10 protein-coding genes are annotated in these 10445 nt (G+C 39.8%); 8 read left to right on the top strand and 2 right to left on the bottom strand.

The window, feature by feature from the left end; genetic code table 11:
- Window positions 1-132: 132 nt before the first annotated feature.
- Both tnpA and ACTCNA_RS16210 read right to left on the bottom strand, forming a co-directional pair.
- A complete protein-coding gene (tnpA, locus tag ACTCNA_RS16215) occupies window positions 133-573 on the bottom strand; it encodes an IS200/IS605 family transposase (protein ID WP_462948983.1) in 441 nt (146 codons plus the stop codon).
- Window positions 574-599: 26 nt separating this feature from the next.
- Window positions 600-1817, bottom strand: coding sequence for an ABC transporter permease (locus ACTCNA_RS16210; RefSeq protein ID WP_462948982.1), 1218 nt, complete (start codon window positions 1815-1817; stop codon window positions 600-602).
- A gap of 596 nt (window positions 1818-2413) precedes the next feature.
- Between ACTCNA_RS16210 and ACTCNA_RS16205 the strand changes: the two genes are divergently transcribed.
- From ACTCNA_RS16205 to ACTCNA_RS16170, 8 genes are all read left to right on the top strand, one after another.
- A complete protein-coding gene (locus ACTCNA_RS16205; protein WP_462948981.1) occupies window positions 2414-2929 on the top strand; it encodes an IS1096 element passenger TnpR family protein in 516 nt (171 codons plus the stop codon).
- 105 nt (window positions 2930-3034) lie between these two features.
- Entirely contained in the window at window positions 3035-3949 is a 915-nt protein-coding gene (gene miaA / locus ACTCNA_RS16200; RefSeq protein ID WP_462948980.1) for a tRNA (adenosine(37)-N6)-dimethylallyltransferase MiaA, read from the top strand.
- Window positions 3942-4400, top strand: coding sequence for an NUDIX domain-containing protein (locus ACTCNA_RS16195; protein ID WP_462948979.1), 459 nt, complete (start codon window positions 3942-3944; stop codon window positions 4398-4400). The genes miaA and ACTCNA_RS16195 overlap by 8 nt, the downstream gene beginning before the upstream one ends.
- Window positions 4397-5536 (top strand): glycosyltransferase, encoded by a 1140-nt coding sequence (locus tag ACTCNA_RS16190; RefSeq protein ID WP_462948978.1) that lies wholly within the window; start codon window positions 4397-4399, stop codon window positions 5534-5536. The genes ACTCNA_RS16195 and ACTCNA_RS16190 overlap by 4 nt, the downstream gene beginning before the upstream one ends.
- Entirely contained in the window at window positions 5529-6110 is a 582-nt protein-coding gene (locus tag ACTCNA_RS16185; RefSeq protein WP_462948977.1) for a D-sedoheptulose-7-phosphate isomerase, read from the top strand. Before ACTCNA_RS16190 ends, ACTCNA_RS16185 begins: the two co-directional genes overlap by 8 nt.
- 105 nt (window positions 6111-6215) lie before the next feature.
- On the top strand, window positions 6216-8453 hold the full coding sequence (locus tag ACTCNA_RS16180) for a RelA/SpoT family protein (RefSeq protein WP_462948976.1): 2238 nt from the start codon (window positions 6216-6218) through the stop codon (window positions 8451-8453).
- Between the two features lie 67 nt (window positions 8454-8520).
- Window positions 8521-8967: a Fur family transcriptional regulator gene (locus tag ACTCNA_RS16175; RefSeq protein WP_462948975.1), complete on the top strand. Its 447-nt coding sequence runs from the start codon at window positions 8521-8523 to the stop codon at window positions 8965-8967.
- Window positions 8968-9135: 168 nt separating this feature from the next.
- Entirely contained in the window at window positions 9136-10413 is a 1278-nt protein-coding gene (locus ACTCNA_RS16170; protein ID WP_462948974.1) for an adenylosuccinate synthase, read from the top strand.
- Window positions 10414-10445 lie beyond the last annotated feature (32 nt).

Here is a 10445-nt window from a genome sequence, read left to right as displayed (position 1 = left end):
TGAGGCAATTGTTCAACTGACTTTCTGAAAAAATACTTATGAGAGAAACCGTGGAAGAATAAAATTCCTTTTTGTTACACCGTGGCTTTAGCCCGGTGTGTAACAACCTGCCATTTTTGTTGGCTTTAGCGTTTAATCTGTGTCTTTAAAAACTACAAAACCATATTTCTCAATAAACTCTTTGTATTCATCTTCCCAGGATTTCTTTTTATGATGTTCTTCCTGCGTTAAAATATAATTCTTCACTTTACCGACCTGAGATTCACTCACACTTACTGCAAAATATTCCTTTTGCCAATTCAATTTAAAACGGCTAAAATTACTATTATTAAACCAAAAAGAAGATTCACCCTTTAATAATTGCATCACTTTCTCTATGGTTTGATTATTTCTGAGCCGGAATAGACAATGCACATGATTATGATGCCCGCCAACTATTTCCATCAAAATTTGTTTCGACAAAGCATTTTGATGAATATGGTCAAATAAATCCTGCCTTATACCTGAAGTAAGAATTGATTTTCGATTTTTGACCGTCCAAACTGCATGAATCCAAATTTTTACGTATGACATATTGTTATATTTTTGATGGATATAATTTATTCATACCTCAACGATTCAATCGGATCGAGCCCCGCAGCTTTTTGCGCCGGATAGTACCCGGAAACCACTCCCACCACAAAACAGAGAATCACGCCGGTAATAATCCACACCCAGGGAATTATAAAAGTTGAGCCGATCATAACCGAAACCATGTTCCCGATAAAAATTCCAATAACAATACCCAAAACCCCGCCAATCTGGCCGATTATTACAGCTTCAATCAGGAATTGTTGTTTCACTGTACTGGCCTTGGCACCAATCGCTTTCCGTACTCCAATTTCGCGGGTGCGCTCGGTAACCGACACCAGCATGATATTCATCAACCCCACCGCGGCACCAAAAAGCGTAATAAATCCAATAATAGTTGCAACCAGGGTGATGTTTTTGATATTGTTTAAAAGAATATTTACCAGGTTGTCGCTTTTCTCAATATTGAAATCGGTTTCATCCAACGGATCGAGCCCGCGCACATTGCGAAAAACAGCTTCAGCCTGCCCAATGGCCACATCCATAATTTCGGGCTGGCTGACTTTGACCTGGACATCGAAATTCATATTTGGTCTCGAAAAATAATTCCGGGTATTGCTGTATGGAATGAAACAAATTAAATCGTTGCTGCTGCCAAAACCACTGCCTTTACTTTTGAGCGTACCTATTACTTTATATTTTCCGCTGCCGATACTTATTACTTTTTGCAGCGGATTTTCGTTAACGCCAAAAAGCTGCTTCACCAACTCACTTCCCAAAATCACCACACTCCTCCCCGACTCTATTTCAAAACCGGTAAAGCTCCTTCCCAAATCAATTTCATAACCGGCCGTGAACAGGTAGTTGTCGTCAATTCCCCTCACGCCAATGTTCGGGTTTGTTTTTTCAGAACCGTATTTTACTGTGGCATTACCGGTAGCATACACCGAAATGGCCGTGGATGCCGGGAAATCGAAGCGTTCTTTAAATGCTTTTGCCTGATAAAACGAAATATAAGAATGATTTTTTGTGCGGTACCTGTTATTCCCAACCTGCACACGCATTCCGCGGCTGGTAATAGTAAAGGTGTTGGCTCCCATAAACGTAAATTCTTTGGTTATGGAAGTTTTAATCGAATCAATTGCTGTTAAAATCCCGATAAGCGCAGTAATGCCCACGGCAATGATTAAAACCGTAAGCACGGTCCTGAGCAAATTACTCCTCACCGACTGCAGTGCAATCCTCATATTTTCAGCAAAAAGAGTAACCTGGCGCATAATTTTTCTTTACAAGTTAGTTCTACTTCAACATATTTTTTATTTAAAAACAGCACCGTCCTTCAGGGCGATGAAAAGAGCAGATGACCTTTTGAAGAATTTTTGAAAAATATTGTAAAATAATAAATTACAATATTTTTCAAAAATTCACGTGTTATAAAATAGTTTTAAAACTGTTTATTTTCAAATTTTCCAAAGTAAAATTAGATAATTTGCAACAATTTAACAGGTATTAGTGAAGAAAAGATGCCGAAAATTACATTTCGTGTTTTGCCTGTTTTGAGGTGAATTTAACGAACAGGTGACGTTTTTGTTCGAGAATTTACCCCACCCGGCATTTTTTAACATTTTTTAAATGAGCTGAAAAATCGATGCGCCGGGAATAAAAAATAACGAAGAATAAAGCTGAAGTTGGTTAAAAATCAGTTTTTTGGAGGATATCCTGTCAAAAAACACCCGGGCCTAAAACCATACAATATCAATTTTATCGAACAGATACCCAAAATAAATACTTGCATTTAAAAAGAAATCATTTATAAATTTGAACCAAGATTTTACTGAAGGCTATGATTTATCATTTTAAAATCACCTCGCAGGATTCAAAAAACTTCCACATGGAAGTGGAACTGGACGGTAAACATTTGTTTTCCGACTTTCACTCCGTCATCCAAAAAAGCCTGGGATACGAAACCTATCAACTGGCATCATTTTTCATCTCTAATGGATCATGGAAAAAACTTAAAGAGATATCGATGCTTGATTTGGGAACCAATAACGGGGTGTATTATATAATGCAGAAAACAAAACTGGCTGATTTACTTAAAACAGAAGGACAAAAACTCATATACACTTTTGATTTTTTTAACGACAGATCATTGTTTGTAGAACTAACTGGTATTATTATGGAAAAAAATCTCAAAGAACCGTTTGTCACTCTGAAGCAGGGTGACACCCCCGTACAGGTCCTCGGTGAAGAACCAGAGCCGAAGGAGGCTATCAGACTTCAGGAAGAAGAGGTTTTTATGGATTTTGGTGTTGTTGAAGATTACGACGAACTTTTCGGTGAAATGGAAGATTTCTAAATCTTGCATTACCTGTACGGAAAGGCACTAATTTTATTACAGACTGTTCAATTTATTTTGGGCAGTCTTTTTTTTGCCAAAAATAATTTTGCCCTATATTACAGCATGAAACAAAAACATTTAATTGTACTTACCGGCCCTACTGGAATAGGAAAAACCAAAGCAGGAATTGAAATTGCCCGTCATTTTAACACCGAAATTGTTTCAGCCGACTCGCGCCAGGTTTTCCGCGAACTCAAAACAGGAACCGCGGCCCCCACAAAAACCGAACTTGAAGCAGTGAAACACCACTTTATACATTCCCACTCTATTTTCGACAACTACAACGCCAGCCGGTTTGAAACCGAGGCCCTGGCTCTGCTTGAAAAATTATTCCTGACACACAACACCGTTTTAATGGCAGGCGGCTCAATGCTTTATATTGATGCGGTTTGCAAAGGCATTGACCAAATGCCCGATGCCGATCCGGAGTTGCGTGCAAATTTAGAAGCTCAACTAAAAGAAAAAGGGTTAAAAAATTTGCGCAGGCAGCTAAAAAAAGTTGATCCGGATTACTACAGCAAAGTGGACCTTAAAAACCCGGCACGCATTATCCACGCCCTCGAAATTAGTTTGATGACAGGGAAACCCTATTCTTCATTCCGGACCATACCAAATAAAAAACGTCCGTTTTCAATCCTGAAAATCGGCTTAAACTGCGACCGGCAGGAACTTCACCTCCGAATTAACGCAAGGGTTGATAAAATGGTTGCGGATGGACTCGTAGATGAAGCCCGTGAACTTTACCAATTCAAACACCTCAATGCATTGAACACGGTAGGTTACCGTGAGTTATTCGCGCATTTCGACGGAGAAATTTCAAAAGAAAAAGCTGTTGAACTGATTAAACGGAATTCGAGAAGATACGCCCGAAAACAACTTACGTGGTTCAGGAAAGACACTGACACAAATTGGTTTAAGCCAAATCAGACCGATGAAATAATTTCATTTATTGAAAATAAAATCATTGCAAATGAGTAACCAGAACAATTTTATAATTCGTGTTTACGGATTGATTCTGAACGAAAAAAAAGAAGTTTTGCTTACCGATGAATTTCAGATGGATATGAAAATGACAAAATTCCCAGGTGGCGGACTGGAATTCGGCGAAGGAACCGTTGATTGTCTGAAGCGTGAAATCAGGGAAGAATGCAGCGGCCAGGGAATTGAAAACATCCGCCATTTTTACACTACCGATTTCTTTCAAAAAGCTTTGTTTTATGAAAACGCGCAACTCATCAGCATCTATTACCTGGCCGATTTGAAACCACCGGTAAAATTTAAAATTTCAGAAAAACCATTCGATTTTAAAGAACTGAGTAACGGGAACCAGAGTTTCAGGTGGATAAAAATAAAAGATTTGAAGAAAGCTGAATTATCTTTTCCAATTGATAAATTTGTGGCCGAGGAACTCGAAAAAAATTTCACATGAGAATAACCATTCTTGGACCCGCGCATCCGCTGAGAGGTGGAATAGCAGCACTTAACGAACGACTTGCCAAACAACTTGTTGCAGAGGGGCACGAGGTAAACATTGTTTCATTTTCGTTACAGTACCCCAAAATACTTTTCCCGGGCAAAACACAGTTTTCTGACGACAAACGCAGCTTCATCTTCCCTATATCATCCGATGTGAACGCTGTAAATCCTTTCAACTGGTTCCAGGTGGGGAATAGAATAAAAAAATCGAAACCCGATTTGCTGATTGTCAGGTTTTGGCTTCCTTTCATGGGAATGAGCCTGGGCACTATTTGCAAAACCGTTCGGAAAAATGGCCACACAAAAATTATTTCGATTGTTGACAATATCATTCCTCACGAAAGCAGGCCCGGCGACAAATTCCTCAGCAATTATTTCATAAAAAATGTGGACGGGTTTATTGCCATGTCGAAAAGCGTGTTGAACGACCTGACACTTTTCGACAAAAAGAAACCCAAAAAATTTACACCTCATCCTGTTTACGATCACTATGGTGAAATTGAATCCCGCGAAACAGCCCTTGAAAAGCTTAATCTGGATACTGATTTCAGGTATATTTTGTTCTTTGGCTTCATTAGAGACTACAAAGGGCTTGATTTGCTCCTGGAAGCTTTTGCCGATTCGTTTTTCGTAAAAAATAAAATTAAGCTGATCGTGGCTGGCGAATTTTATGCCGATGAAGCAAAATACCTAAAACTGATTAATGAGTTGAAATTAGAGGAACAGGTAATTTTAAAAACCGGTTACATCCCCAACCCGGAAGTTCAAAATTATTTTAATGCGGCCGATATTGTGGCCCAGCCCTATAAATCGGCAACACAAAGCGGTGTTACACAAATTGGCTACCATTTCAACAAACCAATGCTTGTTACCGATGTTGGCGGGCTTTCAGAAATTATTCCTCACGGGAAAGTAGGCTACGTTGTGCCACCGCAAAAAATTAAGATTAAAAATGCGCTGAAAGATTTTTTTAAAAACAACTATGCCGGACTTTTTTCACGAAACATTATCGAGGAAAAAAAGCGTTTTGAGTGGAATAAAATGACAGAAACAATTTATGAACTGTTTAAGGAACTAAACCATGAGTGATATTAAAAATCGTTTTAATGAACTAAACGAACTTTTGACCAAAACACTAAAAAGCTATTCAATAATAAAAACAATAAATTCAGTCTCGGAAACCATAACCGAAGCCTACCGCCGGGGAAACAAAACCGTATTTTGCGGAAATGGTGGAAGTGCCGCCGAAGCTCAACACCTGGCAGCTGAATTGTCAGGAAAATTCAATATCGACCGGGCACCGATTCCTGCAGAAGCCTGCCATGTCAATCCTTCGTTTGTTACGGCTGTTTCAAACGATTATAATTTCACAAAAGTGTATGCCCGCTATATCGAGGCATTCTGCCAAAAAGGCGATGTTTTAATCGGGCTTTCCACGTCGGGAAACTCACCAAACATTGTTTCAGCCTTTGAAAAGGCAAGTGAACTGGGTATTTTAACCGTTGCCCTCACCGGCGAAACAGGTGGTAAACTGACGGCACTTGCTGACTACATCATAAAAATTCCGTCAACAAATGTTCCCCGCATTCAGGAAATACACCTTTTAATCGGACATATTATTTGTGAAACGGTAGAAAATACGCTTTTTGGAAACAAAAAATAATCCTCTTTTTTAATTGGCATTGTTTTGGTAGAATTTAAAAAAATAAGGACTTTTAGGGCTTGATTATTGAGCGGAAAATTGAATTATTAGGAGAGGGAAAACAAAGTGCAACACTTTACAAAAGCGGAAATACGACAGATTGAAGACCGTTACCAGGATTTCCTGAATGCTATTCGTCATAAATTCGACGAAGAACGGCTTGCACGAATTGAAAAAGCATTTCGTTTTGCAAATGCTGCGCACGATGGCATTAAACGAAAATCGGGCGAACCGTACATTATTCATCCCATTGCCGTTGCCAAAATTGTAGCTGTCGATTTAGGGCTAGGGGCCACTTCTATTTCGGCTGCTATTTTGCACGATGTGGCCGAAGACACCGAATATTCAATTACCGACATTGAAAATATGTTTGGCGAAAAAGTGGCCCGCATTGTTGACGGCCTCACCAAACTCTCGGGCGACTTTGACTCACGCCAGGCACTCACCCTCAAAAAAATGCTGATGACCCTTTCTGATGACATCCGGGTTATCCTCATCAAAATTGCCGACCGCCTGCACAACATGCAAACCCTCGATTCGATGCCCCCGCATAAAAAAATAAAAATTGCAGGCGAAACACTTTACCTGTATGTTCCGCTGGCGCACCGGCTCGGGCTTTACGCCATTAAAACCGAGCTGGAAGAGCTTAGTTTCAAACACAAACACCCCGAGGAATACAACCGAATTTTATACATGCTCCACAACCAGGAAGAAAAACGCAACTACCTGGTAAACGAGTTTATTCGTCCCATTAATGAGAAACTTGAAGAAGAAAATATTGATAGCAATGTTACCCACCGGCTGAAATCAACCTATTCCATCTGGCAAAAAATGCAAAAAAAGGGGGTCACTTTCAATGAAATTTACGACATTTTAGCAGTAAGAATTGTAATTAAACCTAAACCCGGCATATCGGAGAAACGACAATGTTTCGATGTTCTTTCGCTGGTTACCGACATTTACAAACCCCGCCCCGACCGCATCCGCGACTGGATTACCATGCCCAAAGCAAACGGTTACGAATCGTTACATGTTACCGTTATGGGGCCTCAGGGAATGTGGGTGGAAGTACAAATCAGAACTGAACGAATGGACGAAATTGCGGAATATGGCTTTGCCGCACACTACCGCTACAAAGATATCAGCACTTTTGAAAGTGAGCTGGACACCTGGATTGAAAGAATCCGCGACCACATCAGAAACCCCGATTCCGATGCTTTTGAATTTCTCGACGATTTCAAACTCAATTTATATTCAGCCGAAATTAATGTTTTTACGCCAAAAGGCGATATGGTTTCGTTGCCACAGGGAGCAACAGTTGTAGATTTAGCTTATGAAATCCACACCGAACTGGGCAACAAATGCATTGGTGCCAAAATAAATTTCAAACTGGTACCCAGCAGTCATGTGCTGCAAAATGGCGACCAGGTTGAAATTCTTACCTCTGAAAAACAATCACCAAAACTCGAATGGCTAAAATATGCCACCACGGCCAAAGCCCGGAGCAAGATAAAAAGTGTTTTTAAACTCGAAAAGAAAAAACACATTGAAAAAGGAAAAGAAATTGTTGATGAAGCAGTAAAAAAAACGAAAGCCCCGTTAACATCCAATAACCTCAAAAAAATTATTGCGCATTATAATCTCAACAATAAAGAACAACTCTATTCTGAAGTGGGAATGGGTTTTTTGGAACTCAAAAATTTAAACGAAATACTGGAAAAAAAATCACCCAACAAACTGGTAAAATACTGGAACATTACTTTTAACCGGAAAAATAAAGAAGAAAAGGCCGAACCGGTTGAAGAAAAAAACCCGAAAAAGAACGGGAAAAAAATTGATAAGCAAAAACCTTTTGTGCTTAAGGAAGCCCAGGACAACATTACCTATTCGCTGGCCAAATGCTGTAATCCAATCCCCGGCGACGAAGTGGTTGGTTACCTGAGTACCGACGACCATGTTGTTATCCATAAAAGGGGTTGCAAGGAGGTTGAAAAGTTTTTGTCGAGCCATGGCGACAACATAATTGCTGCCGAATGGACACGCTTCAAAAAACAATCGTACCTGACCCGACTCCGCCTCGAAGGATTCGACAGAGTGGGCATTGTTAACGAGGTAACCAATGTAATTTCAAAACAACACAGCATAAACATGCGCTCTGTTCAATTCGACACACACGACGGCGTTTTCGAAGGCGATGTTTTTATCTACATCCACAATGCCGACGACTTAAACGAACTCATTTTACAGCTGAAAAAAATCAGGGGAATCGACCGCGTTTCACGTGACGAAAACCTCAACGATTAATTTTTATTTAGTCTAAAAAATCAAAAAAAATTTCTATTTTTGAATCCTATTTAAAATTAGTTTAAATATGAATAGCCACAAAACCAGGGAGACCGTAAGAAACATGTTTACAGAATACCTGGAGAAAAACGGCCATCGAAAAACTCCGGAGAGATTTGCAATTCTTGATGAAATTTATTCTCGTGAAGAGCATTTTGACATCGAATCGCTCTATATTTCGATGAAGAACAAGAAATACCGGGTGAGCCGAGCCACTTTATACAACACAATCGATTTGCTACTCGAGTGCAAACTGGTTGTAAAACATCAGTTTGGAAAAAACATAGCACAGTTTGAAAAAGCTTTTGCCACCATGCAACACGACCATTTAATCGACACTTCAAACGGGAAAGTGGTGGAGTTTTACGACCCCCGAATTCGGGAAATTATTGAAGATGCCTGTTTAAAAAATAATTTCAAACTATCGCACCACACACTTTATATTTACGGGCAATCGATGAATAAAGAAGAATAATTCGAAAACATTTGTTTAATAATAAATAAAATCCTTCCCGATGGAAGGATTTTTTTATGCTTCCGTATTAAAATATTTGTAATTTTAATGCCTGAAAATATTAGCCGTGAAAACGATTCCTTACGGATGACGTTTTCACGGTTTCGTTTGTAAATCAAAATAAAAAACATGAGTGTAGATGTATTACTGGGCCTGCAATGGGGCGACGAAGGTAAAGGAAAAGTAGTTGATGTATTGACTCCGAAGTATGATGTCATTACCCGTTTCCAGGGAGGTCCGAATGCCGGCCACACACTGGAATTCAACAACATAAAACAAGTATTACACACCATTCCTTCAGGAATTTTCAGAGAGAATAAAATAAACATCATTGGGAATGGAGTTGTAATCGATCCGATTGTTTTTAAAAAGGAGATTGACGCATTGAAAAAACTGGGACTCGACCTCAGTAAAAATCTCTACATTTCAAAAAAAGCCCATTTAATTCTTCCCACCCATCGGATTATCGATGCCGCTTCGGAAGAGAAAAAAGGAAAAACCAAAATTGGCTCCACACTCAAAGGAATTGGCCCGACCTACAAAGACAAAGTTGGGCGTGAAGGTTTACGGGTAGGCGATTTGATTCACAACTTTGATGAGAAATACAATTCACGTACAGAAAATCACAAAATTCTGCTTAAGGAATTCTATAAATACGATTATGAAAAGATTCTGGAAGATTGTCAGCAAGACTGGATGGAAGCCATCGAATTGATTAAGTCTTTCCAGATTATTGACAGCGAACATTTTATCAACGAACTGATAAATAAAAATAAATCCATCCTGGCTGAAGGCGCACAGGGAACGCTGCTCGACATCGACTTCGGTTCTTATCCGTTTGTAACCAGTTCAAATACAATTTGTGCCGGCGCATGCACCGGGCTTGGAATTGCCCCTCAAAAAGTGGGCAATGTGTTTGGCATTTTTAAAGCCTACTGCACCCGCGTGGGAATGGGTCCCTTCCCCACCGAACTGCATGAAAAAACCGGCCAGAAACTGCGCGATGCAGGTCACGAATACGGTTCAACAACCGGACGGCCGCGCCGCTGCGGGTGGCTCGACCTTGTTGCCCTGAAATACGCAACAATGCTTAACGGAGTTACCGAACTAATAATGATGAAAGCCGATGTGCTCGATAGTTTCGACACTGTAAAAGTTTGCGTGGGTTATGAAATTGACGGCGAGGTGGTGGAACATTTTCCATTTGAATTAACTGACGCTGTAAATCCGGTTTATGTAGAACTTCCCGGATGGGAAACCGACCTTACAAAAATTAAATCACAAAACGAATTCCCCGAAGAACTGAATAATTACATCAGTTTTATAGAGGACGAAATGAAAATTCCGGTTTCGATTGCCTCAGTTGGGCCAGACCGTGAACAGACAATTTTTCTAAATCAGGAATAATTTATTGCTAATTTTTGAATCCGTTTAAAGCG

It is taken from the genome of Tangfeifania sp. (assembly GCF_055108615.1).
The sequence above is the reverse complement of the archived record's forward strand: the minus strand, read 5'-3'. Positions and strand labels throughout refer to the sequence as shown.

Coding starts and splice junctions, on each gene's coding strand:
- tnpA (WP_462948983.1), bottom strand. CDS start 573: ATGTCATACGTAAAAATTTGGATTCATGCAGTTTGGACGGTCAAAAAT.
- ACTCNA_RS16210 (WP_462948982.1), bottom strand. CDS start 1,817: ATGAGGATTGCACTGCAGTCGGTGAGGAGTAATTTGCTCAGGACCGTG.
- ACTCNA_RS16205 (WP_462948981.1), top strand. CDS start 2,414: ATGATTTATCATTTTAAAATCACCTCGCAGGATTCAAAAAACTTCCAC.
- miaA (WP_462948980.1), top strand. CDS start 3,035: ATGAAACAAAAACATTTAATTGTACTTACCGGCCCTACTGGAATAGGA.
- ACTCNA_RS16195 (WP_462948979.1), top strand. CDS start 3,942: ATGAGTAACCAGAACAATTTTATAATTCGTGTTTACGGATTGATTCTG.
- ACTCNA_RS16190 (WP_462948978.1), top strand. CDS start 4,397: ATGAGAATAACCATTCTTGGACCCGCGCATCCGCTGAGAGGTGGAATA.
- ACTCNA_RS16185 (WP_462948977.1), top strand. CDS start 5,529: ATGAGTGATATTAAAAATCGTTTTAATGAACTAAACGAACTTTTGACC.
- ACTCNA_RS16175 (WP_462948975.1), top strand. CDS start 8,521: ATGAATAGCCACAAAACCAGGGAGACCGTAAGAAACATGTTTACAGAA.
- ACTCNA_RS16170 (WP_462948974.1), top strand. CDS start 9,136: ATGAGTGTAGATGTATTACTGGGCCTGCAATGGGGCGACGAAGGTAAA.